Annotated in this window: 25 protein-coding genes and 2 riboswitches; of the genes, 16 read left to right on the top strand and 9 right to left on the bottom strand. The window is 42.4% G+C overall.

Annotated features, from left to right (window positions below; genetic code table 11):
- Positions 1–88: 88 nt before the first annotated feature.
- Genes AC0VX7_RS19785 through cydS form a run of 3 tightly spaced genes read left to right on the top strand, consistent with a single transcriptional unit; the run spans position 89 to position 2,567 of the window.
- Positions 89–1,435 carry a cytochrome ubiquinol oxidase subunit I gene (locus tag AC0VX7_RS19785; RefSeq protein ID WP_475425558.1) on the top strand — a complete coding sequence of 449 codons (1,347 nt, stop codon included), beginning with the start codon at positions 89–91 and terminating at the stop codon, positions 1,433–1,435.
- Positions 1,432–2,457 (top strand): cytochrome d ubiquinol oxidase subunit II, encoded by a 1,026-nt coding sequence (locus AC0VX7_RS19780; RefSeq protein WP_475425557.1) that lies wholly within the window; start codon positions 1,432–1,434, stop codon positions 2,455–2,457. Before AC0VX7_RS19785 ends, AC0VX7_RS19780 begins: the two co-directional genes overlap by 4 nt.
- Positions 2,458–2,468: 11 nt before the next feature.
- Positions 2,469–2,567, top strand: coding sequence for a cytochrome bd oxidase small subunit CydS family protein (cydS, locus tag AC0VX7_RS19775; RefSeq protein ID WP_475425556.1), 99 nt, complete (start codon positions 2,469–2,471; stop codon positions 2,565–2,567).
- Positions 2,568–2,617: 50 nt separating this feature from the next.
- Here the strand turns inward: cydS and AC0VX7_RS19770 are convergent, their stop codons facing one another.
- Complete coding sequence (locus tag AC0VX7_RS19770; protein ID WP_475425555.1) at positions 2,618–2,941, bottom strand: BC1872 family protein; 324 nt, start codon at positions 2,939–2,941, stop codon at positions 2,618–2,620.
- Positions 2,942–3,089: 148 nt separating this feature from the next.
- Between AC0VX7_RS19770 and AC0VX7_RS19765 the strand changes: the two genes are divergently transcribed.
- Positions 3,090–3,218, top strand: coding sequence for a hypothetical protein (locus AC0VX7_RS19765; RefSeq protein ID WP_475425554.1), 129 nt, complete (start codon positions 3,090–3,092; stop codon positions 3,216–3,218).
- Between the two features lie 158 nt (positions 3,219–3,376).
- Here AC0VX7_RS19765 and AC0VX7_RS19760 read toward each other — a convergent pair whose 3' ends face one another.
- Positions 3,377–4,369 carry an LLM class flavin-dependent oxidoreductase gene (locus tag AC0VX7_RS19760; protein ID WP_475425553.1) on the bottom strand — a complete coding sequence of 331 codons (993 nt, stop codon included), beginning with the start codon at positions 4,367–4,369 and terminating at the stop codon, positions 3,377–3,379.
- A gap of 730 nt (positions 4,370–5,099) precedes the next feature.
- Between AC0VX7_RS19760 and AC0VX7_RS19755 the strand changes: the two genes are divergently transcribed.
- From AC0VX7_RS19755 to AC0VX7_RS19725, 7 genes are all read left to right on the top strand, one after another.
- The gene (locus AC0VX7_RS19755; protein WP_475425552.1) at positions 5,100–6,701 is read left to right on the top strand and encodes an ATP-binding protein; all 1,602 of its coding nucleotides are present in this window, start codon (positions 5,100–5,102) and stop codon (positions 6,699–6,701) included.
- Between the two features lie 44 nt (positions 6,702–6,745).
- On the top strand, positions 6,746–7,417 hold the full coding sequence (locus AC0VX7_RS19750) for a response regulator (RefSeq protein WP_475428206.1): 672 nt from the start codon (positions 6,746–6,748) through the stop codon (positions 7,415–7,417).
- A 199-nt stretch (positions 7,418–7,616) separates the two neighbouring features.
- Positions 7,617–8,627, top strand: a complete 1,011-nt coding sequence (locus AC0VX7_RS19745) for a tripartite tricarboxylate transporter substrate binding protein (protein WP_475425551.1) — start codon at positions 7,617–7,619, stop codon at positions 8,625–8,627.
- 88 nt (positions 8,628–8,715) lie between these two features.
- On the top strand, positions 8,716–9,174 hold the full coding sequence (locus AC0VX7_RS19740) for a tripartite tricarboxylate transporter TctB family protein (protein WP_475425550.1): 459 nt from the start codon (positions 8,716–8,718) through the stop codon (positions 9,172–9,174).
- A gap of 14 nt (positions 9,175–9,188) precedes the next feature.
- Entirely contained in the window at positions 9,189–10,700 is a 1,512-nt protein-coding gene (locus AC0VX7_RS19735; protein WP_475425549.1) for a tripartite tricarboxylate transporter permease, read from the top strand.
- A gap of 152 nt (positions 10,701–10,852) precedes the next feature.
- Positions 10,853–11,095, top strand: a complete 243-nt coding sequence (locus tag AC0VX7_RS19730) for a hypothetical protein (RefSeq protein WP_475425548.1) — start codon at positions 10,853–10,855, stop codon at positions 11,093–11,095.
- Between the two features lie 101 nt (positions 11,096–11,196).
- Positions 11,197–11,916, top strand: coding sequence for a C39 family peptidase (locus AC0VX7_RS19725; protein WP_475425547.1), 720 nt, complete (start codon positions 11,197–11,199; stop codon positions 11,914–11,916).
- Between the two features lie 69 nt (positions 11,917–11,985).
- Here AC0VX7_RS19725 and AC0VX7_RS19720 read toward each other — a convergent pair whose 3' ends face one another.
- Complete coding sequence (locus tag AC0VX7_RS19720; protein WP_475425546.1) at positions 11,986–12,156, bottom strand: hypothetical protein; 171 nt, start codon at positions 12,154–12,156, stop codon at positions 11,986–11,988.
- A 456-nt stretch (positions 12,157–12,612) separates the two neighbouring features.
- Between AC0VX7_RS19720 and AC0VX7_RS19715 the strand changes: the two genes are divergently transcribed.
- Entirely contained in the window at positions 12,613–12,735 is a 123-nt protein-coding gene (locus AC0VX7_RS19715; RefSeq protein ID WP_475425545.1) for a hypothetical protein, read from the top strand.
- A 73-nt stretch (positions 12,736–12,808) separates the two neighbouring features.
- Here AC0VX7_RS19715 and brnQ read toward each other — a convergent pair whose 3' ends face one another.
- Positions 12,809–14,173 (bottom strand): branched-chain amino acid transport system II carrier protein, encoded by a 1,365-nt coding sequence (gene brnQ, locus AC0VX7_RS19710; RefSeq protein WP_475425544.1) that lies wholly within the window; start codon positions 14,171–14,173, stop codon positions 12,809–12,811.
- A 337-nt stretch (positions 14,174–14,510) separates the two neighbouring features.
- Between brnQ and AC0VX7_RS19705 the strand changes: the two genes are divergently transcribed.
- Positions 14,511–14,633 carry a hypothetical protein gene (locus AC0VX7_RS19705; RefSeq protein WP_475425543.1) on the top strand — a complete coding sequence of 41 codons (123 nt, stop codon included), beginning with the start codon at positions 14,511–14,513 and terminating at the stop codon, positions 14,631–14,633.
- Positions 14,634–14,767: 134 nt separating this feature from the next.
- Here AC0VX7_RS19705 and AC0VX7_RS19700 read toward each other — a convergent pair whose 3' ends face one another.
- The 5 genes from AC0VX7_RS19700 to map form a co-directional block, all read right to left on the bottom strand.
- Positions 14,768–15,982, bottom strand: coding sequence for a M20 family metallopeptidase (locus tag AC0VX7_RS19700; protein ID WP_475425542.1), 1,215 nt, complete (start codon positions 15,980–15,982; stop codon positions 14,768–14,770).
- 94 nt (positions 15,983–16,076) lie between these two features.
- On the bottom strand, positions 16,077–16,913 hold the full coding sequence (locus AC0VX7_RS19695; RefSeq protein ID WP_475425541.1) for a MetQ/NlpA family ABC transporter substrate-binding protein: 837 nt from the start codon (positions 16,911–16,913) through the stop codon (positions 16,077–16,079).
- A 16-nt stretch (positions 16,914–16,929) separates the two neighbouring features.
- Entirely contained in the window at positions 16,930–17,580 is a 651-nt protein-coding gene (locus AC0VX7_RS19690) for a methionine ABC transporter permease (protein WP_144478840.1), read from the bottom strand.
- Positions 17,570–18,601, bottom strand: coding sequence for a methionine ABC transporter ATP-binding protein (locus AC0VX7_RS19685; RefSeq protein ID WP_475428205.1), 1,032 nt, complete (start codon positions 18,599–18,601; stop codon positions 17,570–17,572). The genes AC0VX7_RS19690 and AC0VX7_RS19685 overlap by 11 nt, the downstream gene beginning before the upstream one ends.
- Before the next feature lie 87 nt (positions 18,602–18,688).
- A riboswitch (SAM riboswitch) is annotated at positions 18,689–18,792 on the bottom strand.
- 91 nt (positions 18,793–18,883) lie between these two features.
- Positions 18,884–18,987, bottom strand: a riboswitch (SAM riboswitch).
- Positions 18,988–19,167: 180 nt separating this feature from the next.
- The gene (map, locus tag AC0VX7_RS19680) at positions 19,168–19,911 is read right to left on the bottom strand and encodes a type I methionyl aminopeptidase (RefSeq protein WP_475425540.1); all 744 of its coding nucleotides are present in this window, start codon (positions 19,909–19,911) and stop codon (positions 19,168–19,170) included.
- Between the two features lie 372 nt (positions 19,912–20,283).
- On the opposite strand from map, the gene AC0VX7_RS19675 reads away from it, so the two are divergent.
- The 3 genes from AC0VX7_RS19675 to AC0VX7_RS19665 all read left to right on the top strand — a co-directional run bounded on the left by AC0VX7_RS19675 (position 20,284) and on the right by AC0VX7_RS19665 (position 23,998).
- Positions 20,284–21,219 (top strand): ABC transporter permease, encoded by a 936-nt coding sequence (locus AC0VX7_RS19675; RefSeq protein WP_041967310.1) that lies wholly within the window; start codon positions 20,284–20,286, stop codon positions 21,217–21,219.
- 84 nt (positions 21,220–21,303) lie between these two features.
- Entirely contained in the window at positions 21,304–22,131 is an 828-nt protein-coding gene (locus AC0VX7_RS19670; RefSeq protein ID WP_102265158.1) for a carbohydrate ABC transporter permease, read from the top strand.
- Between the two features lie 211 nt (positions 22,132–22,342).
- On the top strand, positions 22,343–23,998 hold the full coding sequence (locus tag AC0VX7_RS19665) for a type 2 periplasmic-binding domain-containing protein (protein WP_475425539.1): 1,656 nt from the start codon (positions 22,343–22,345) through the stop codon (positions 23,996–23,998).
- The last annotated feature ends 186 nt before the right edge of the window (positions 23,999–24,184 follow it).

Below are 24,184 nucleotides of genomic sequence, written 5' to 3'. Positions count from 1 at the left end.
TTATGTGGCTGGCCTTTATTGTGGCTGCAATCATGGGTCTGTCTTTTATCGGACGAATTTTTGCTGGATAGAAAAGGGGTATTGAAGAATGGGGAATGAAGAATCAGTTTTTTTTAGTCGTGTTTTAACAGAGCTTACATTATCCTTCCATATTATTTATGCCACCATCGGAGTGGGAATTCCGCTGATGATCATGATCGCTCAGTGGCTGGGAATCAAGAAACAGGATGAGCATTATATTCTGCTCGCAAGAAGATGGACTCGTGGCTTTGTCATCACCGTTGCGGTCGGAGTTGTGACCGGGACGGCAATTGGCTTGCAGCTATCATTGTTATGGCCTAATTTTATGGAACTGGCGGGCAATGTGATCGCTCTCCCGCTGTTCATGGAAACATTCGCATTTTTCTTTGAAGCGATTTTTCTCGGCATTTATCTATATACGTGGGACCGGTTTGAGAATCAGAAGAAACATTTGCTGCTATTGATTCCGGTTGCGGTGGGAGCATCCTTTTCAGCCGTGTTCATCACAATCGTCAATGCGTTCATGAATGCGCCGCAAGGCTTCGATCTTGTCAACGGACAGCTGGTCAATATCAATCCGGTTCTGGCCATGTTCAATCCGGCGATGCCGACGAAGGTTGCCCATGTATTGTCGACAGCTTATATGACCTCAGCATTTGTCCTTGCTTCGATTGGCGCATACCGGCTCTTAAAAGGATCGGATCATATCTACCATAAAAAAGCTGTATTTTTAACGATGAAAATTGGACTTATCTTTTCAATTGCCACTGCTGTCATAGGTGATTTCTCTGGTAAATACCTCGCAGAATACCAGCCGGAAAAGCTGGCAGCAGCCGAATGGCACTTCGAGACACATGAGGGAGCACCGCTGGTGTTGTATGGTGTTCTTGATGATGGAGAAGTAAAATATGCGCTTGAAATTCCTTATGCACTAAGTATTCTAGCTCACAGCAATCCTAACGCTGAAGTGATTGGCCTTAATGAATTCCCTGAAGACGAGATCCCGCCATTGTATATTCATTATTTATTTGATGGAATGGTGACGATTGGGATGTGGATGTCGGCCCTTTCACTTGTCTATGTTGTGGGTGTGTGGATGAAATGGAGTTTCATCAGAACAAGGTGGTACCGCTGGCTGATCGTCTTCGGTGGACCGTTGTCCATACTTGCGATTGAACTTGGCTGGTGGTTCGCTGAAGTAGGAAGGCAGCCATGGATCCTTCGAGGAATCATGAAGGTTGAGGATGCGGCAACCACAAGCGGCCAGGTCGATTTGATGCTGCTTCTGTTTGCAGGTTTATACTTGATTCTTGCCATTGGCAGCACCGTTGTACTAACAAGGATGTTCCGGAAAAATACAATTGAACAAGAACTGGCAGACAGGGAACTGGAGAAGGAAGGTGAGTTTCGATGACACTTGAAATTATTGGGATTTCGGTTCTTTGGCTTTTTCTCTTTGGGTATGTCATCGTCGCCTCCATCGATTTCGGAGCAGGTTTTTTCAATGCATACAGCCTGTTCAGAGGAAAGCAGCATATACTGACAGGGATTATCCAGCGTTATTTATCGCCTGTTTGGGAAGTCACGAATGTATTTCTTGTGTTTTTCTTCGTGGGAATTGTTGGGTTCTTTCCTAAAACAGCTTATTACTACGGAACCATCCTGCTAGTCCCGGCGAGCATTGGAGTTGTGTTGCTCGCCATTCGCGGGGCTTATTATGCTTTCACCACTTACGGTGGATTAAAGCACAAGAGATATACGTATTTATACGGACTTACCGGCTTGTTCATTCCGGCCTCCTTATCGATTGTACTGACGATTTCAGAGGGAGGCTTCGTGGAAGAGGCTGCATCGGGTGTGGAATTGGACTACTGGGCCCTGTTCACCAGCCCATTGACATGGAGTATTGTCGTCTTGAGTCTGGCGGCAGTTCTATATATATCTGCCGTCTTTTTAACCTGGTATGCGAATAAGGCACAGGATGAACCTGCAACAGAGCTGCTGCGGAAATATGCCTTGAATTGGTCTGTGCCTGCGATTGTGACGGCAACAGGTATCATCGTGGAACTCAAGGACCACAACCCAGAGCATTACAGCAGGCTGGTTGATTTATGGTGGCTGTTCGCCCTCTCCTTCATCCTGTTTTTAGGAACAGTGTACCTGATCGGGAAACGCAAGGCATACGGAGTGGCATTCGGGCTTTTAACCGGCCAATTCTTTGTTGCCTTCTTTGCCTATGGTATTTCGCATTACCCGTATCTGCTATATCCGTTTCTCAGCATTTACGACAGCTTTACAAATGAAGCGATGGCGATTGCACTCATCATCGCATTCATAGCAGGGCTGGGACTTCTGCTTCCATCATTGTACTTACTGCTGAGATTGTTTTTATTTAATAAAGACTATGTCCAGGGGAAAAGGAACGACCACGCATAGGAGGTTGGAAAATGGCTGAATTCACGATGTTTTATGCTCCTTTCATTGTCATTATTGCATCGATCGCCACGTCATTTTGGCTGGCAGGGAAGGACGAAAAAGTAGAATAAATTCAAAAGAGCTGTCATCCATGGAATGGGTGACAGCTCTTTTGTATGGCTTATGACAGCTTGCGCCATAATGACGAACTAGATACTACTGAGTCATTTTCAATGATGGCATAGGCAGCATTTGTAATTGCTTCAGGTAAATGTTCCCCCATACCTTTGAATTGGTTAAAAGCCGCCTCTGAAACTCCATTAGATGAAAAGCTGTAGCCTAACTTCTCCAGTCTCTCGACAACCAGCATCGCATGGACAAGGTTCTGTTCAGGCTTGAATTCAGAGTCATTGATGAAGACGCCCTTTTCATAGTCGAACCATCGATCCCATCTGTTAAGCTTCCAGCCCAAAATCCTCCGTGCAATTGCATCTGTTTTAGTCATTCGTTCTACCTCTCTCTCAATTAGTGTTATATAACAGATTATTTAAATAAATTATATTACATAACAGAATCGATGTGCAATGACAAAGATTTAAATTCTGATATTTTATTTTTAAAAATTGAGCATCTTAAAACTGGGGGTGACAAACATGAATGACAAAGAAATCAGCCAGCCTAATGTAAGGTTGGGCGGAAAGATCGCTAAGGAAAAAGGCCGCACGAACGGTGAGTTAGGCAATGACCAGGACATCAATTCTGCCAAAAACCGTAAAAAATAAGAAAGAGGGATGACCATGACAAACCGTAATGATAATCGTGAACGTAAAAACAAATATCCTAACAATAAAGAGAAAAATATATCCAAAGATGTGAATATCCGAAGCGAAATGACCAAAAGGGATATGAAGGAATAACAGGAAGGGGGATTTCCCCCTTCTTAAAGAATGGCGTCAGCCAATAAAGCGTATGTATTTACCTTATCCTCGAAGCTGTACAAATTATTGATAATCATAAACTCTTCAGTTCTGTATACTTCGCTAAGTTTCAGAATTTCATCTCTTACTTTTTCTGGTGTTCCAATGATCATCCGTTTACGATTTTCGATGATCTTAGATCGATCACTAACTGTTAATGGAGTATTCCTCGCCTCCTCCAGCGACGGAATACGCGTATCCATCCCCTTTTCTACTCGCAAAAGCCACAAATCCTGGCCCAAAGCCAGTTCTTCAGCCTTATCCTGGGTTTCCGCGCAAACGACGAATACACAAACATTTGCTTTAGGCTTATCGAGTATTTGGGAAGGTTGAAATTCCCGATAATATTGTTCCAGAGCTCGTTTCCCATTAACCGGCGTAATGAAGTGGCCATATGTAAAAGCTGTTCCATTTTCTGCTGCAAGTCTTGCACCTCGATGTGTAATCCCTAATAGCCATAATTCAGGAGAACCGGACACCTCTGGGTAGGCTTTTACCTGTTGGTATGGGTGGTCTCCGGGTAAATCATTTCTTAAAAATCCCTGCAAGTCTTTAACCTGTCTAGGGAATTCATTTAGGCTTTTGCGCAGCCCATCAGTCAATGCGAGCCTTGTCATGGCTGATCCTCCCGGAGAACGTCCTAATCCCGCATCAATACGGTTCGGAAACAGCGCCTCCAGAACTTTGAAATTTTCCGCGACTTTATAAGGGCTGTATTGCGGAAGCAGAACACCTCCAGAACCTACTCTGATTTTACGAGTCCTGGATGCTATATGGGAAATCAGCACTTCTGGAGAGGAACCAGCGATGCCATTAGTATTATGATGTTCTGCCACCCAGAACCTGGTGTACCCAAGATCCTCAGTAATTTGTGCCAGATCCACCGTGTTTCTTAAAGCCTGGCCAGCTGAATCCCCTTTGCTGATGACAGATTGGTCAAGAACACTTAATTTCATTTTAACACCTCGCTAAATGGTTGCTTCAGCCGCTATCGAAACAAATTGTGAAAAGATCAGGCCTTCAGTTTTAATGGCCACTAATTATAAAAAGAACGCTAGAGCCTTTCTAATGGACACAAATTGTGAGAAGGCCGATGTTTTTGTCCGATAGAGCCCTTCTAATGGACAAAAATTGCGAGAAGGCCGATGTTTTTGTCCGATAGAGCCTGTCTAACGGACAAAAATTGCGAGAAGGCCAATGGTTTTGTCCGATAGAGCCCGTCTAACGGACACAAATGTTAAAAAGGCCGATGATTTTGTCCGATAGAGCCCTTCTAACGGACAGAAATTGCGAAAAGGCCGATGGTTGTGTCCGATAGAGCCTGTCTAAGGGACACAAATTGCAAAAAGGTCGATGGTTTTGTCCAATAGAGCCCTTCTAATGGACACAAATTGTGAAAAAGCCGATGGTTTTGTCCGATAGAGCCCGTCTAATGGACACAAACGCGAATAGGCTGACCGGATTGTCCAATAGAGCCTTTTAACAGTATTCCCCGGTCTCATACAGACAAACTAGTCCCAGCAAGGATAGCCACCTGGAGTATCAACACTTTTAGCAGCATTAATTCTAATCGATCATCAATGTTAAAAATGGCCAAGGTCTTCAATTTGATAGATAAGGGTGACAATAATGGTAAAAATAATTAGAATATTAATAGATTTATAATAATTTTTTACCGGGGGAGTCATGAAACGAAAAAAACTTCCAATGTCCCTGCAAACGAAAATCATAGGCTCGAATATTGTTAATACGGTATTTATCATCTTCACTTTCCTTGTCATATCATTGGTGATTGAATATAAGCAGGTTGAAAAGCAGAGAGGAAACCAGGCACTTCAATTGGCCAAGACAGTTGCTTCAATGCCTACCGTTGTTATGGCTTTTGAGCATGATGATCCCTCTAAAACACTTCAGCCACTCATGAATCAAATCAGACGGGAAACTGGAGCGCAATTCATCGTTGTGGGAAATAAAGACGGTTTAAGATATGCCCATCCAGATGAGAAGAAACTTGGCTTGTCAATGGTTGGAGGAGATAACAGCCCTGCATTAAAAGGTGAGTTTTATATATCAAAAGCGAAGGGGTCGCTTGGCCAGTCAATCAGGGGTAAGGGGCCAATCAGAAATCAGCAAGGGGAGATCGTCGGTATCGTTTCAGTTGGCTATATGATTGCTGACCTGAAAGAGGACGCTTTTCAGAGGGGCAAGGAAATTGGGTTCATTTCATTAATCGTCGTGATGATTGGAATTCTCGCAAGCTATCTTTTGGCTAAAAACATCCGGAGGACAACTCTCGGATTGGAGCCTCATGAAATGACCTCATTGTACCTTGAGCGGAATGCAATCCTTTATTCGATAAAAGAGGGTATTATCTCAGTCGATAAAGATGGTTATATTACAATGATTAACCAATCAGCTAAAGAACTATTGGATATACAAGAGGACAGCATAAACCATAAAATTGAAAGTATCATTCCCAATACCGGCGTCTATCGTGTGCTGGAATCCGGAAAGCCTGACCGTGATCATGAAATCACTTTGAGAAATAGAGATATGATCATCAATCGAACTCCAATTTTTGAAAACGGTAAAGTGATCGGGGTAGTATCAACATTTCGGGATAAAACAGAAATCAATAAAATGCTCGAGACTTTGATTGAAGTGCAAAGGTATTCAGAGGATTTACGGGCCCAAACTCATGAATTTTCCAATAAGCTTTATGTACTATCAGGTTTGCTCCAATTGGGCAAGCATGATGAGGCAATTGAAATGATCCAGGAAGAATCACAAGTTCATGAAAGTCAGAACAAGATTATTTTCGACCAAATCTTTGATACGAAAATACAGGCACTATTGTTAGGTAAACTCGGAAAAGCTTCTGAGAAAAAAGTTCAGTTCATCATTGATGAGAATAGCAGTATGGGTCCGCTGCCCGCACATATTCCCTATACAGATCTAATATCGATCATCGGCAACCTGATTGATAATGCTTTCGATGCTGTAGAAGGGAACAAAACGGGTGAGGTGACATTTTTCGCGATTGACCTAGGTGAGGACTTGATCATTGAAGTATATGATAATGGACCAGGGATTCCGGTCAAGGAAACAGATAAAATATTCGAAACAGGCTTTTCTACGAAAGGTGAAAAAAATCGTGGCTACGGCCTGGCCATTGTAAAGCAGGCAATTGACAAACTTCATGGAAACATTGAGGTGGATTCTAAACCAGGCAAAGGGTCGATATTGACCGTTTACCTGCCGAAAAAAAGGCTCAATGCTGCAAATTAGGGACTACAGGAAGATTGAGAACACAGGGAGAAGGGGTGATGGGGATGATCAAGGCAGCTATTGCTGAAGATGATTTCAGGGTTGCGTCAATTCATGAACAGTTTTTAGAGAAAATTGAGGGTATTGTGGTCGTTGGTAAAGCATTGAATGCAAAGGAAGCCGTTGAGCTTTTGGAAAATAAAGAAGTAGATGTATTATTGCTGGATAACTATCTTCCAGACCGAAACGGTGTATCGATCCTGCCAATTTTAAGAAAAAGGTTCGAGAATCTGGATATTATCTTGATTACTGCTTCTACAGAACGGAAAGTAGTGGAACCTTCGATCCGCAATGGAGTAGTTGATTATATAGTAAAGCCAGTTACTTTTGAACGATTCAAGGAAGCTCTGGAGAAAGTGGTTAGACGCAGGGAACTAATGGAATCAAACGAGGAGTTTAACCAGGCAGTAATCGACCAGGTATTTACCGGAGGGCAAGCTGTCGGAGAAACCGAATTTCTGCCAAAAGGAATCGATCCGTTAACTCTTGGAAAAGTAGAGGAAACGTTGAGTTCGCTAAAAAGTGGCATTAACGCGGAGGATTTAAGTGAACATTTAGGCGCCTCAAGAACAACAGCCAGAAGATATTTGGAATATTTAATTTCTGTAGGCAAGGCAAGGGCTGAACTAGAATACGGAATTGTTGGAAGGCCCGAGCGAAAATATTATTTGATTTGATGCATCTCCTTTAATGGAGATGTTTTTTTATATGCATTTCCATACTCGCAAACCAATTTGGAAAGACACGTGAACAAAATGAACAAAATACCCAAAAAGATTTTTATGCAAGTAAAATTGTAAACGGTTACATTTTAATTATTCTGAATTAACATAGCGTTTAGGATGGAAGATTAATCTTCACAAAGGGGGAAATAAAATGAAAAAGTTTTTAGCGACGGCTGCGGCATTCACGATGCTGTTGGCAGCAGGATGTTCGAACCAGTCTTCTGGCGACGGCAATGCAACAGGGGAAAACGGGGAATGGAAACCGACTCAACCGATTGAAATTACAGCTCCAGCGGGACCAGGCGGTGGCTGGGATACAACAGCACGTATGGCTTCACAGGTTTTCGAACAGGAGAAAATCATTGACAAGCGTTTACCGGTTGTCAATAAAGCTGGTGGAGGGGGAGCCATTGGATGGGCTTATATCGCCGGTAAAAAAGACAGCGAGCACAATATGTTCGTTGCATCACCGCCATTAATTTTAGTGCCTTTAAATGGGCAATCTGAATATGGGTACGAAGACTTCACCCCGCTTGCGAACGTAATTGCAGACTACGGTGCATTCGTTGTTAAAGCGGATGCGAAGTGGAATAACCTGAATGATCTGTTTGAAGATATGAAAAAGGATCCTGCAAGCGTCAGCGTTATTGGAACTTCATCACCGGGCAGTATGGACCATATGCAGTTTGTGAAGATTGCTAAGGCCGCTGGCGTTGATGTAACGAAAATCAAGTATATTTCTGACCCGGATGCGGGTGGTTTAACGGCTGTATTGAATGGAAGCGTGGATGTTTATACAACAGGTGTAGCAGAAACGATTGAACAAGTAAAAGCAGGAAAAATCAAAGTACTTGGTATCACTTCTGAGGAGAGATTGGAAGGAGAGGTCTTATCTGACTTCCAAACAGCCAAGGAACAGGGAATCGATGAAACGTTTGTAAACTGGAGAGGCTTCTTCGGACCTCCGGGAATGGACCCTGCAGCCGTTAAGTACTATGAAGAAAAATTCAAAGAGCTAAGCGACTCGCCTGCGTGGGATGAAATCCGCAAGAAGTATGGATGGGGAGAACTTTACATGGATAGCAAAGAGTACAGCGAGTTCTTGAAAAAAGAAGCGGAAGACATGAAGACACTTCTTGAAGAGTTAGGATTGTCACGCTAACTTCTAGTCTGAATAAAAGGAAACGTATCGGAAGATAGAGCAGTCAGGCCTGTTCTATCTTTCATTCTATTAAAAGAGGTGACCACCATTGCTTAGCAGGATCAACCAAAAAATTGCAGTCATCCTGGCGATTCTATCAGGCTTCTATTTGCTATTAAGCTATAACCTGCCGAAATACCCAAATGCCATCATCGATGCGGATGTTGTGCCGAAGGGTTTAGGCTTACTATTGCTGTTTTTCGCTGTCCTTCTATATTTTGATAAAAATGAAGAGACTGAAGCTGAAAAGCTAAAGCGTACAATCACTAAAGAGAATGTTCTATTGTTATTAGCGGTTCTTGTTTTTATATTAATCTATATTTTTCTACTAGAAATCATTGGATTTTTACTCATGACTGCTTTATTTATATTTGGATGTTCATTATTCCTTGGATATAAAAAGCATGTAGCGAATGCAATAGTTTCGATTACATTTTCCTTAGTTATTTATGGACTATTCAACTATCTTTTGAAAATTAATCTACCAGCAGGAATTATCCCGTTGTAAAAGGAGGGTAGAGCATGGATGCATTTCAAGGTTTAATGTCAGGGTTTCAAGTGGCTTTTAGTATAGAAGGAATCATGTTTGTATTTATCGGTGTTTTTGTGGGGACATTCATCGGAATGATGCCAGGATTGGGACCAATCAGTGCAATCGCCATCATGATCCCGATTACTTATAGCATGGATCCCACGGTAGCATTGGTTATGATGGCCGGGGTTTATTATGGTGCCATCTTCGGAGGCTCAAGTTCTTCGATCCTCCTGAACGCACCGGGTGTTGCTGGGACTGTTGCAACAGCGTTTGACGGATATCCGATGGCGCAGCAGGGTAAAGCAGGAAAGGCGCTGGCAATTGCGGCAATTGCCTCTTTTACAGGCGGAACAGTCAGTGTCATTCTGCTTATGTTATTCACGCCAATTCTATCGGCTGTAGCGGTATCGTTCGGACCAGCTGAATATTTTGCCCTAATGTTCCTGGGGCTGACAGCCATTTCAAGTTTGTCTGAAGGCTCAACCATCAAGGCATTTGTCTCGGCAACCCTAGGGTTTATCGTAGTGACAATCGGGATCGACAGTCAGACAGGTACAAGCAGGTTCACATTCGGGAACCCGAATCTCCTCGAGGGAATCGACTTCCTGGTCATCGCGCTGGGGTTATTCGCTTTGGCTGAGGTCAGCACACTCGTCTTGAACCGAAAAGACAATTCAATGAGTGACAATAAGGAGATTGGCAGCCTGCGTCTGTCGAAAGAAGATGTAAAGGAAATGAGCGGACCGATGGCAAGGCAATCCTTTCTAGGCTTTCTCATCGGTGTCTTGCCAGGAGCGGGAGCAACGATCGCTTCCTTCATTGCTTATATTACCGAAAAAAAGCTGGCGAAAAATCCAGAAGAATTCGGAAAGGGTTCAATCAAAGGATTGGCAGCGCCCGAAACAGCGAATAATGCCGCCACTGGCGGAGCATTCGTGCCGCTGCTAAGCCTCGGAATCCCAGGATCGGGTACCACGGCTGTTCTTTTGGGGGCATTTTTAGTTTTAGGAGTTCAGCCGGGCCCCCTGTTGATACAGGACCGTCCTGAAGTATTCTGGGGAATTATTGCGAGTATGTATGTCGGGAATATTTTTCTGCTAATCTTGAACCTTCCGTTGATTCCTTACATCGCCAGGGTACTCAGGATTCCAAGACCACTTTTAATCTCACTCGTGATCATTTTCAGTTTGATTGGAGTCTATGCCATAAGCTTCAACACATTCGATTTATACATGTTAGTCGCATTTGGGATCATAGGATTCCTGATGAGGATGTTCTCGTTTCCGGCGGCACCATTTATCCTCGCCTTTATTCTCGGTGGGATGATGGAACAAGCCTTCAGGCAAACGCTGACAATTTCAAACGGAAGTCTGGCTATCTTTATGGATAAGCCGATCGCGCTGACACTGATCATTGTAAGCGTGCTGACAATTCTAATTCCGATGTTTACAGGCCGAAAAAAACTAAATGCGAAAAACGATGCTGGGAAACCTTTATAATGACGAAAAAACTGCAGGCTTGTGGCTTGCAGTTTTTCTTTCTAACGAGTAGCTGTCCCCTAATATTTACCTTACGTATCTTCTGGGAGGATGTTTACGAGCGTCCAGTTAGGCTATAAGTATATTAGAGTGTAAGAGGAAGGAGTGGCAACATGGAGAAAAGAAACTTAATGCTTTCATTCACATTGGGGACAGGCCTATTGCTTGCCGGTTGCGGAGCCACTGAAGAGCCCCCGCCGGAAGAAGATCCGGTGATGGAACAGGATGAACAAGCTCCTCCGGCACCAGATGGTACACATGAATTACCTGACGAACCAAGAGAAGGTACAACCGAGAATGACGAGGAATTAACCGAAGAAGAACGACAGATCATCGAAGAGTCTGTTGAAGAATAACGCAAGGTAAAAACCTTAGAACCGTTTCGGTACTAAGGTTTTTTTACAATTAGAAGGTTTTAAAGCCAAAAACAAATAAATGCTACAAGGAGAGAAGAAGGTTGAGAAAAGCTATTATACCGTTGATCATCATGCTTGCCGGGTGCTCTGGTACAGAAAGTCCTCCTCCGGAATCAGAGCCGGCCTCTAAAGCTAAACAGCAAACTGAGGCGCAGAACTCAAATGAAAATAATGAGGCAAAAGTGAAACTTGATGCTCCACATATATCTCAATTGCCTGAATTAGAGCGAGGCTGCGAAGTCACAACACTTGCTATGCTTTTACAGCATGCGGGCAAGGATGTTGGCAAGGTGGAGTTATCAAAGGAAATCGATCGTGTTCCATTTGAAAATGACGGATTGAGGGGACATCCGGGTGAGGGATTTGTCGGCAATATGAAAACAATGGACAAGCCTGGTCTTGGAGTCTACCATGGCCCTGTTGCAAAATTGGGAGAAGCTTACCTTCCAGGAAAAATACTGGACCTGACCGGAGAAGAATTTAACGAAGTGGAGAAGCATGTTAAAGATGGCCGGCCCGTCTGGGTGCTGGTACCCAGTACGTTCGCCGTCGTACCAGACAAACACTGGGAAACATGGAATACCAAAAAAGGAAAAGAAAAAATCACTTACAAATGGCATTCCGTTTTAGTGACAGGTTTTAACGACAATAATGTATATGTTAACGATCCACTAGGTGATAAAAACGATAAGCTCTCAAAAGAAGAATTCGTTGCAGGCTGGGAGCAGTTCGGGAAACAGGCAATCACTTACAAACCATAAAAATGGAAAAAAGCTGTTTCTTCATTATAGAAGAAACAGCTTTTTAGTAGCCTGAATGGTCATGATGTCTTACTTCCCATCACTATCTGATTTATCATCATCCAGTTTGAAATCTTCATCTTCCACATCATTCTCAGTATCCTCGACAGGCGGTTCATTTTCCTGATCCGTCTCCGCAGAACAACCACTAATAAAGATAGCAAGCGCTAATGGGACTCCATAAAAAAGCTTCTTTTTCACAACAATACCCCTTTCTTCCAAACAACTCCTGCTTGGGTAGGCTTATTAGTATTATTATCTGAAACATACCCGGTCATAATCCTTATAAACGTTAAATCATTTTCGCGAAAAATAACGCATAGCTGAAAGGAAAGAACAAAAAATAAAGCCATAGAAGTATTCCATGAGACCAAAACAAGGCGGAAACCGCAAAAAGGTCCCATAGAAAGATTCTATAAGCCCAAAACGAGGTGGAATCCGCAAAAAGGTCCCATAGAAAGATTCTATAAGCCCAAAATGAGGCGGAATCCGCAAAAAGGTCCCATAGAAAGATTCTATAAGCCCAAAACGAGGCGGAAGCCAAGAAAAGGTCGCATAGAGAGATTCTATAAGTCCAAAATGAGAAAGAATCCGCGAAAAAGTCCTATAGAGAGTTTCTATACCGCAAAGCCTGAACTATACAAAGGGGGTGATCATATGGCGAAAAAGAAACCAAAGCATGATAAAGCTCTTCCGAAAGCGGATATTGAATTTGCGGAGGAAAGAGGAAATGGTTTTGAAAAGGTAGCATTAAAAGCTCAAAGGAAACTAAATAAATGATTTGCTTCTGAATTTTATAAGTTATCCACTTAAAATCGAAAGACAAAGAAAAGAAAAAGAACTGCAGAGAAATCTACAGTTCTTTTTGGTATTTTTTCACGGGTAAATGAGCTTTAGGCAAAATATAACCGATGACTGCACCTAGGAATGCGGGCAGGACCCAGCCAAGACCTATTGCGTATAGTGGAAGATGCTCTACATATATTGACGTAACAGAATTGAATAAAGAAATATTTGTATTTGGCAGATTAGCGACTAATGCGCTATAGCCATCAAAAAAACTCACGAAGAATGTCATCGCTATTGAAGCGGCGTATACGCTTTGCTTATTTCCGAAAAGCGGTGATATCAGAGTTAATAAGATAAGGATGATCGCTAATGGGTACAGGAACATTAAGACCGGTACAGCAAATTGGATGATATTGTTCAAACCAAAATTTGCGATTGTGAAAGAAACGATGCAAAGAAGAAGCACAAACCTTTGATATGAAACCTTTGGCAATAGATCATGAAAAAACTCGCTGCAGGCCGTGATTAGCCCAATGCTTGTTTTTAAACATGCCAGAACAATAATGATAGCCAGCAGGATTGCACCGAAAGGACCAAAATAGTGTTCGGCGACTGCAGAAAAAATCTGTCCGCCATTCTCGAATGTTCCGATAGCCAATACGCTAGATGCCCCCATATACGTAATAAGTCCGTATATCAGCATCATCAAAGTCATTGCGAAGATACCTGATTTCAAGGTAGCCCTGGCAATATCCTTTGTGCTGGTTATTCCTTGGCCTTTAATGGCATTGATGACAACAATACCAAATGCCAGGGATGCAAGGGCATCCATCGTATTATACCCTTCTTTGAATCCTGTGATAAAAGCTAAGTTTGCATAAGCACCACTCGGTTCCCCAAAGCTGCCCATTGGCTTCATGACGGAGATGCCAATTAATAAAAATAAAAATACGAGAAAAGCGGGTGTAAGGTATTTTCCAATGTAGTCCATCACCTTTGCAGGATGCAGTGAGAAAAAGAAAACGATGGCAAAGAAAACGAAACTGAAAATCCCAAGCCACAAACCAGCTTGACCTGGAGCAACGTAAGGTTCAAAACCAACAACGAACGGAACAGTGGCTGTTCTTGGAATCGCGAAAAAGGGTCCAATTGTCAGGTAAAGAACCGTGGCAAAGGCAATGCCGAAAATAGGGTGCACTCTGCTGGCTAAATCTCGCAAGCCAGTGCTTCCTGAAAGTCCAATCGCCAATATGCCTAAAAAAGGTAGGCCGATGGCTGTTACCAGGAAGCCAATCAAGGCTGGCCAGAAGTTTGTGCCTGCCAGCTGTCCTAGTTGAATAGGGAAAATCAAATTCCCAGCTCCGAAGTACATTCCAAATAGCATAGTCCCAATCAGGGCATAGGTTGAAAACGATATTTTTTGCTGCATATACACTTGTCTCCTCTTCTTGATGTTGTGAATACTGATTCTTTAGTTGGATCGGGAGAAATTTCTAAAAACCCTCAAAAGCCGGGAAGGGTTTTCTAAAGTTAAGACTTGTTCAATCTATCACAAGAGAATGTAGCCTATCTTCTCAATCAACCCAAAAGAAGAATAATACACACTACTATATATACTAACTCTTAACAAGTCAATGAAATTTTTAGTATTTTTTGAATAGAAGAAAAGCGGTTTTAAAACGACATCCCGTACTTTAATTTGTTGCTTAAAGAATTTTTTTCTCCGATAGTAAAAAAGTATGATATTGAGTTCAGGAGAGAATCTGATGACGATTGAACAAGCAGAAGCCATTTTGAAGAATCCAGAAATTGGACAGTATTTGACCAGAGAAGAAATGGAAGCAATTGATTTCCTAATTAGTGTGGCATGTTCAAAAGAACAGAAGTAGGCGTGCTTCTGTTCTTTTGTTTGAGTCAGTTATTTTAAATGGCAATACTGGCTATCAATAAAGGAAAGCTGACTTCGAACATTAAAAAGACCCCTTGCGATTGTGCAAGGGGTCTTATATGAAGTAAATGGAAATTAATTATTTTCCGCAGCTTTTCTAATCTCGAATTCTTCCTTTATATCTTTTAATAAATCTTGATCTGTAATCAATTGAAAAGCTGTCAAAGCAAGTGCTTTCGCCCCTTTAAGTAAGGCCTCATCCCCCTGTGGAGAAGCGGCTGCTTCCCGGAAAGGGACAGTATGGGCAACGAGGTCATCAGGACCGATCTTAATATAAGGATGTATCGTCGGTACGACCTGGCTGATATTGCCGGCATCGGTTGAGCCAATTCCGTCCCTTTCATTAGTTGCAACTGTTTCTCCTAGAACTTCGATAACATTTTTAAAAACTTCATTATATCGATCATTCAACAGAAGATTATCAACTTCATTTTGGAAGGCAATAATATTCAGCTTAGCACCTGTTGCAAGGGCTGCTCCCTCAGCAACTGCCTTTACGCGCCGGGTGACATCATTTAATCCGCTCCGTGTTGCAGCACGAATGAAGAACCTTGCTTTTGCGTATTCCGGAATGATGTTCGGTGCATCACCTCCATGGGTGATGATTCCGTGGATTCGTATGTCATCAGTCAACTGCTGTCTCAATGCATTGATACCATTGAAAAGCTGGATCACTGCATCCAAAGCATTTATTCCTTCATGAGGGGATGCGGCTGCATGAGCTGGCTTGCCGATATATTCAAAATCAAGCGGATCAACAGCAAGGGAAGACGACGTCAACCTTGTTTGTCCGGAAGGGTGCAGCATCAATGCGGCATCGATCCCCTCAACAAGGCCATGCTTTACAAAGCTTCCTTTCGCACTTCCATTTGGGCCTCCTTCTTCTGCAGGAGTACCAAAAACAATTGCTTCACCTCCTGTTTCATCCAGCACTTTGCTTAAAGCAATCGCAGCTGCGACACTTGTCGTGCCAATGATGTTATGGCCGCAAGCATGGCCTAACCCCGGAAGGGCATCATATTCTGCCAGAAAGGCGATCGATGGTCTATCTTTTTCAGACTTTTTCCGTGCTACAAAAGAGGTTTCATGTCCAGCTACTGCTTTTTCAACCTCAAAACCTTCATCCTCTAAAATCTTGATAAGACGTGCGGATGCGAAAAATTCTTCATTGCCGATTTCCGGCCTTTCATGGATTTCATGGCTAGTTGATAGGTACAGCTCCTTATTGAGCTCAACGTTTCCCGTAATGGTTTCTTTTAATTGATTAAGTGTTTTTACTGGTGTTGTCATCCTTAATCCTCCTCTAATTTTTTGAGCGAGACGGAAGGGGCAGAGCCTGCCTGCAAAACCTTCCGTTTTATAAATAGCAATTCAACATTATGGCTTACCACCCAATCTCACTAAGCGGCACAAAGGTAGGAAGCGTATTTCCTTTGTATTCTTTTTCGATGAACTTCTTTGTGTCATCCTCCTGGTAAAGTTCAGCTAATCTTTTCAAAGTTTCATTGTCTTTATCTTCTTCGCGGACAGCGATGATGTTGATATATGGAGTGGCAGTTGCACTCTCAAGGAAGATCGCATCCTTCTTTGGTGTAAGTCCTGCATCGACTGCAATTCCGTTGTTGATAATGGATGCTGCTACATCCGGCATTACCCTTGGAGTCTGGCCGGCAACAAGTGTTACAAGTTCAAGATTCTTCGGATTCTCAACGATTTTATCGAGGGAACCAATGCCATCGAAGCCGTCCTCAAGCTTGATCAACCCAGCTTCCTGGAGTAAAAGAAGGCCTCTTCCCATATTCGTAGCTTCATTTGCAAGGGCTATTTTCCCTCCTTTAGGGATGTCTTTCACGTCTTTGTATTTATCTGAGTAAATACCCATTGGTGCAATCTGTGTGGTTGCGATTGGTACAAGGTCAAGATTATGCTCCTTGATAAAAGCATCAAAATAGGAAACGGTCTGGAATGAGTTTGCATCCAATTCACCTTCTGCAAGGGCCAGGTTCGGCTGTACATAATCAGAGAAAGTAACAATTTCAACTTCAATACCTTCTTTTTCAGCCTTTTTAGCGACAAAATCCCAGACCCTGTGATCCGTGCCGCTGACGCCAAGTTTCACTTTGACGGTTTCTCCGCCTTTCGCGGATGATGAAGAGCTGGAGCATGCGCTGCTGATTACTGCTAGACTAAGTACAATCAATGCTAATAAAAGTTTTTTCATTTTGATTTCCTCCTGATTATCTTCTTCTGATTTTTTTAGCTGATATATTTCCAAGGGATTGAAGCCCCTGCACCATTACAATCAAGATGCCAACTGTGATGAACATTGTCTGGGTATCAAAACGCTGATAACCATATGTAATTGCCAGGTCGCCCAGACCGCCGCCACCGATTGCCCCGGCCATTGCTGATGCACCGATCAATCCAACGGTCGCAATCGTAAAAGCAAGGATCAGCGAGCTCATCGCTTCGGGAAGAATGAATTTGAAAACAATCTGCCAGGGCGTGGCACCCATTGATTCGGCTGCCTCGATGACGCCCGGATCCACTTCGAGCAGAGAATTCTCTACCAATCTGGCAATATACGGACCAGCATAGAAGACTAGTGGAACGACAGCCGCGGCTGTACCAATCGATGTGCCAACAATCAGCCGGGTCAGCGGGATGATTGCGACCAGCAGGATGATGAATGGCACAGAGCGAAAGACGTTGATGACGCTGTTGAGTACATTGAAAACAGGGGCATTTTCAAGTAAATGGCCTTTCCTGGTGACCACAAGCGCGATTCCCAGCGGCACTCCGAGGACTGCCGAAAACAGGAGCGAGAACGCAACCATTTGCAGTGTTTCAATTAATGCCTGAATAATTTGCTCTGAATTAACTAGCATGTGCTGTCACTTCCTTAATGCTTACTTTTTGTTGATCGATAAAATTAAGAGCCCTCAAAATTTCTTTATCACTGCCCTGGAACTCGACAATCAAGTTTCCGAATGGTATACCCTGAAGCTCTGTGATATTGCCAAAAAGAACATTGACGTTGATATCGAATTTCTTTGAAAGCTGGGAAAAAAGCGGCTGACCGGCTGACTCACCGACAAAGTTGATCCGGAATACCTTATGAAGTCCTGAATGTCCTTCAATAATCCTGTACACGGAATCAGGAATGCTGTCATTCATGATCGTGCTGACGAAATTTCTTGCTGTAACTGTTTTCGGGCTGGAGAATACATCGAAGACAGTGCCTTCCTCAATGATTTTTCCTTCCTCGATGACAGCCACCTTGTCACAAATTTCCCTGATGACGGACATTTCATGGGTAATGATTAAAATCGTAATGTTGTACTCCTTGTTGATTTTTTTCAATAGCTGCAGGATTGAACTGGTTGTCTGCGGGTCAAGGGCAGATGTTGCTTCATCGCAAAGCAGGATTTTCGGCTGGGTTGCCAGCGCCCGGGCAATACCGATTCGCTGCTTCTGGCCTCCCGAAAGCTGGTCTGGATAATTGTTTGCTTTATCAGCCAGGCCGACAAAGTCGAGGAGCTGAAGGACTCGCTCTTTTTTTTTGGCTTTGGGAAGTTTTGCGAGAATGAGAGGCATCGCAACATTATCAAAAACGGTTTTCGAATTTAAAAGATTAAAATGCTGGAATACCATGCCGATATTCTTTTTTATCTCCCTGACTTCTTTTACTGAAAGTGAAGTCATGTCGCAGCCATTCACAATCACCCGGCCGGATGTTGGCCGTTCCAGTAAATTTACGCAGCGGATCAGGGAGCTTTTTCCTGCACCGCTAAAACCAATGACTCCGAATATCTCTCCTTCTTTGATTTCCAGATCGATTCCATTAAGTGCCGCTACCTTATTCCCGCGACTTTCATAAACTTTTTCCACTTGCTCAAAAGTGATCATCTGTCTTCCTCCTTTGTAAATCATAAAAAAACCCTCCTCCTGGAAACAGGAAGAGGGCATGCCGCAACGATTGCTGGACAATACCTCTTCTTATCTTCCAAGCTCATGCTTGCTGGATTTGGCACAGTCCTCAATGTGAGTCCGCTGCCGAGGCTTCATAGGGCCAGTCCCTCCGCCTCTCTTGATAAGAAAGTATCGAATATGAAATTATGGGTGGAGATATTTGTAAAAACAAAAAGTCCCCTTCAGAAAGAAGAGGACATCAAATTAAAAGTCGGCCTCTTCTTATCTGTCAAGCTCATGCTTGCTGGATTTGGCACAGTCCTCCAAAGGAGTCCGCTGCCGAGGTGTCATAGGGCCAGTCCCTCAACCTCTCTTGATAAGAAGTAACGAATATTGAGTTGTAAATCTTGTTTATTACTTTACTGCGTCATAGAAAAAGTGTCAATCAATTTGTTGGATTTTTTTTTAGTAATACGAAAAATAGGAATATAGTATGAAATGAAAGGGGTCAGGCAAAAAATAGAAACCCCTGCAGCAGCAAGGGTTTCAATCGAGAAATGAGCCTATCGGGTAATCACTAGCGGCCCGTTTTTAGTAAGAATGATGGTATGCTCACATTGAGCGACGAAGCTGTTTTCTGTTACATATGTCCATTCGTCATTATCGTTTTGGAAGACTTCTTCCTCACGAGTTGAGATGAACGGTTCAAAAGCGATGACCATTCCTTCTTTTAAAAGCTCGTCATCCCATGGCTCATGGTAATTATAAATATGATCGGGTGCTTCATGGATTGTACGGCCGATTCCATGTCCTGTAAGGTTTTTGATAACCCTTAGTCCATTCTTTCTCGCAGTTGCCATAACTGCCTTGCCTAGTCCGCTTTTCTTCGAACCAGGTTTCGCTTTTTTCAATCCTGCTTCAAAGGCCTCGACGGCTGTTTCGCATATTTTGGTTAAGATAGGGTCACCTTCGCCAACGACAAATGAGATACCAGTGTCGGCGAAATAACCATTCTTAGAGCCGGAAACATCGATATTAACAATATCGCCTTCTTTGATCACACGGCTGCCTGGTATGCCATGTGCCACCTCTTCGTTCACACTTATACATGTATAGCTGGGGAAATTGTATTCTCCCTTCGGTGCTGAAATCGCCCCGTGCTCTTCAAACAGCCTGCCCGCAATTTCATCAAGCTCCTTCGTGGTGATACCTGGTGCAGTCTTCCCAACTAATTCTTCCCGTATCAAGCCGACAATTCTGCCAATTTCTTTTAATCCGTTAAAATCTTCTTCTGTTTTCGCAATCATGATATATTCCTTTCCCATAACATCGATTTAAAAAGCCTACGATTAGAGTATCCTTTTTGAGTACGAAAATCCAACCTTGAGGTTTGTGGTCCATTTAAAAGGACTGCGGGCCGTTTTTTTTGTAAATCCTGCAGTTTCCCAACTCAAACTTTTATCCACTTCTATGAAAACGATAACAACATGATGGTATCAATATTTTGTTCTATAAACCTAAAACTAAAAAATTGGTACCATAAGCAAAATTCGATGGCTTATAAATGTAAGCCCTTTTTTTTATGATAAAGGTACAAGAAAGACAACAGCAACTAAGGTGGTGAAGAAATGGAAGTCAAGATTCAACAGCCAGTCGAACAACAAGTCAGTGACACCATAATGGTAGAGCCAACAAAAAAAGAAAAATACAAAAAAATTAAAAAGACAATCATTTCTCAAAAGTATTTGCAGGTGATGGCCCTCCTCGGTGTAGTGTGGATGTTCATCTTCAACTATATCCCGATGTATGGATTGATCATTGCTTTTAAGGAATACAGCATCATCAAGACAATCTCAGAAGCTCCATGGGTAGGATTGATGCAGTTTAAGGAATTCCTGCAGGATGAGAATTTCTGGATCGTCCTGAAAAACACTCTCGGAATCAGCTTGATTAAATTAATCATCGGGTTCCCGCTTCCAATCATATTTGCTCTTTTGCTCAATGAACTCACATCAATGAAGCTTAAGAAAGCGGTTCAAACAATTTCTTACTTGCCGCACTTCATTTCATGGGTTGTACTTGGAGGGATTTTGACAACATGGCTCGCAGATATCGGTGTCTTAAACGATATTTTGCTAGGTTTAGGGTTGATCAGTGAACGTACGAATTTCCTTGCTTCACCTGATAACTTCTGGGCAATCGTCATTCTCTCGGATATATGGAAAGAACTTGGATGGTCAGCAATCATTTATCTTGCAGCTATTGCTGGTGTTTCACCAGAGCTATACGAGTCATCAACGATTGACGGAGCAAATCGTTTCCAAAAGATGTGGCATGTCACATTGCCGTCAATTCGCCCAACAATCACAATTCTTTTCATCCTTGCTGTAAGCGGTGTCTTAAATTCAAACTTCGACCAGATCTTGATTCTGCGTAACTCGTTGAATGAAAGCGCTAGTAATGTAATTGATATTTATGTCTATCAGATGGGTCTGCAAAATGCCCGCTACTCATATGCAACAGCAGTCGGTTTATTGAAAGCAATCATTGCCTTTATCCTGCTCCTGTCTGCTAACAAGATTGTCAAGAAACTGAATGGAACATCTTTATTCTAAGGGGGTGAGGTTGTGTTTAAACTTTTTAAACGGAACCGGCGAACAACAAGCGAATACATCTTTGACAACATTAACATTCTCATCATGCTCTTTATATGTGCCATTACGATCTACCCAATCTGGTATGTTCTCGTCAATTCACTGAATGATGGTGTTGATGCTATGAGAGGCGGGATTTACTGGTGGCCTCGAGAGTTTACATTAGAAAACTACAAGGCTGTGTTTGAAACACCGGGTATTGTCACATCATTTGGCGTAACAATTGCCAAAACGGTTATCGGAACAATCACACACGTATTCTTTACAGCAATGGTTGCTTATGCCATTTCGAGACGAGACCTTTACGGCAGGAACTTCTACATGCTGGTCGGTGTCATCACAATGTTTTTCAGCGGTGGATTGATTCCTTACTTCCTATTAATCAGGGATCTTGGATTGTTTGATAACTTCCTTGTATATATCATTCCAACAATGTTTAACTTCTTCCATCTAATCATCTTTGTATCTTTCTTTAGGGAATTGCCAACTTCTCTGGAGGAAGCAGCAAAGATAGATGGAGCAAATGACTTTATGATTTTTATAAAAGTAATCATTCCTCTGTCAATGCCTGTTATTGCAACAATCGCATTGTTCCAGGGAGTATACCAGTGGAACGACTACTTTGCCGGAGTCATCTTTGTAAATAATCCAGACCTGCAGCCAATCCAGACGTATTTATACAAGGTTGTTGCTGAGTCCAGCTCAAATCAGATGATGACGAATGCAGCGGGGTCGATTGCCACGAAGACGGTAACATCCCAGTCTATCAAACTGGCAACGATGGTTGTTACAACACTTCCGATCATGTTAGTCTATCCATTCCTGCAAAAGTACTTTGTAAAAGGAATGCTGATTGGATCAGTAAAAGGTTGATCTACTAAACTTCGATTTAAATTTTTCTTCACTGAAGAAATTTAAATAATCCAGGCTTCATTATTGATATGTCTTGCTTTATTCATGAAGGATACCCCCTTCTGACCTTGGGAAAGGCTGGTACTTAAGAAAAAAGCCTTTCCCGCTTTTTCAAAGCAGTGTACATTTAGTAATGTGGCCCAAAATAACACAAAAGAGAGAGGGTCAAAAAATGAGGAGAAAATTCTTTTCCAAAGGCTTTTCATTATTGCTTGTTCTATCATTGGTTTTAGCACTATTTTCAGGCTGTTCCAGCAAGACAAATGAAAACGCTTCCGATGAAAAAGAAGCAGATAAACCGAAGGCAAGTGCTGATGCACCTGGCTGGCAAGATAATAAGGATCCAATTACGTTTGACTGGTACGTTAACTTTTCATGGTTCGCGCATAAATGGGGCGACGATGCTGTTTCCAAATACGTAACGGATAAAACTGGTGTGTCAGTTAACTTTATCTCACCAGCAGGAAACGAAGCAGAGAAAATGAACACGATGATCGCTTCTGGCAAACTGCCTGATTTCATCACAATCGGCTGGTGGGAAGATGCTGTTAAGAAGATGATCGAGGGCGAACTTGTCCTTCCATTGAATGAACTTGCAGATCAATACGATCCATATTTTTATAAAGTAGCAGACGGAGCCAAGATTGAATGGTACAAACAAGAAGATGGCAACACTTATGGATATCCGAATGCTTCTTCATCACCAAAGGATTTTGACAAATATAAAGACCTTAAGCCTTCTAACCAGACTTTCCTTGTTAGAAAAGATATGTACGAGGCTATTGGCAGCCCGGATATGAGCACTCCAGAAGGATTCTTGAAGGCACTTGAAGCTGCTAAAGAAAAATTCCCTGAAGTGAACGGTGCGCCATTGATTCCGTTCGGTTTGAATGAGTTTACTGATGTAGGAAACACTTCATTAGAAGGATACTTACAGAACTTCCTTTCTATTCCAATGGAAAAAGACGGAAAAGTTTACGACCGCAGCCAGGATCCTGAATATCTTGCATGGTTAAAGACTTTCAGAGAAGCAAACGACAAAGGACTTCTTGCGAAGGATATCTTTATCGATAAGCGTCCACAAATGGAAGAGAAAATTTCACAAGGCCGTTACTTCGCGATGCTTTACCAGCGCAGTGACCTTGCAGCACAACAGCACGCATTGTATGCAAAAGATCCTAATTCCGTATATATCGCAGTAGACGGACCAGCGAACTCAAAGGGAGACGGACCAGCATTAGCGGGTGACAGCATCTCAGGCTGGACAGTTACTTTGATTTCTAAAGACGTTAAAGACAAAGAAAGAGCAATTCAATTCCTGACTTACATGATCAGTGAAGAAGGACAAATGGACCTTTACATGGGTAAAGAAGGCGAAACGTATGACATGGTAAACGGCAAGCCTGAATTCAAGCCAGAGGTATTGGACCTATTAAATAAGGATCGCGCAGCATTTGACCAGCAGTATGGAGCTTCATTCAAATACTGGATGCTTATGGATACAAACATGAGCCTTGCGTGGGCACCGCCTGCTTCTGAGCCATTCAAGCAAATGGAAGACTGGACAAAAGGAAAGACAGTCAGCTATGCAGAATTTGATGGTATCAGCCCAACTGGAACTTCTGCAGAAGGTGTAGCAGCAAGCAAGATTGCACAGGAATGGGGCAAGACACTTCCTAAGCTTCTTTTAGCTAAATCTGATAAAGAGTTCGATAGTATCTTTGAAGGATTCCTGAAAAAACGTGATTCATTCGGTTTTGAAAAAGTTGAAAAGTATCAGCAGGAAGTATATGAAAAGAACAAGACGAAACTTGATGCAGCAAAATAAATAACTATGGAAAGACTGTTCCTTCTTGAATTAAATTTCATGAGGGGGCAGTCTATTCCTCTTTTTGCATACAGGCAAGAATCACGGCGTTTGAGAATACAAAATAACTTCATCAAATTGAAACACTTTATCACAATATTAATATTGAATATCATTTATAATTTTTTTAAGCGGACAAATGATGGA

It is taken from the genome of Mesobacillus sp. QJM3NY_10, from assembly GCF_056173465.1.
This window is presented reverse-complemented; position numbering and strand designations above follow the sequence as displayed.